The sequence below is a fragment of the Pseudomonas sp. IT-P260 genome, assembly GCF_949768395.1.
Lineage (GTDB): Bacteria > Pseudomonadota > Gammaproteobacteria > Pseudomonadales > Pseudomonadaceae > Aquipseudomonas > Aquipseudomonas parakoreensis.
This window is the reverse complement of record NZ_CATKPO010000027.1, coordinates 1-412: the sequence shown is the minus strand read 5'-3', so window position 1 is coordinate 412 and position 412 is coordinate 1. Positions and strand designations below refer to the sequence as shown.

General features: G+C 63.1%; 1 pseudogene. It reads left to right on the top strand.

Features of this window, described 5'->3' with window-relative positions:
* Positions 1-412, top strand: a pseudogene (locus tag ACM6HV_RS13960) (RHS repeat protein); the annotation flags it as partial.

The window sequence follows — 412 nt, the reverse complement described above, 5'->3', positions numbered from 1 at the left end:
GTATCGCTACGACCATGCGCAACTGCTGCTGACGGAAATCGAGAACGAGTCCGGGGAAAAGTACCGACTGGACTACACGCCCACCGGATTGATCCGACAGGAAACCGGCTTCGACGGCCGGCGCACCGCGTACGCCTACGACCGCAACGGGCACCTGCTGGAAAAAACCGAGTTCGGCGATGACTGCTCGACGCTGGTCACTGCCTACGCGCGTGATGCGGCCGGGCGTCTGCTGCTCAAGACCCTGCCGGACGGGGTTGAGGTGGCTTACACCTACGACCGCCTGGGCCGGTTGATCGGCGTCGATGACGGCCAGCAACATCCACTGGCCTTTGAATACGATCGGCAGGACCGGCTGATCACCGAGCATCAGGGCTGGGGCACCTTGCGTTATGCCTATGACGCCTGCGGC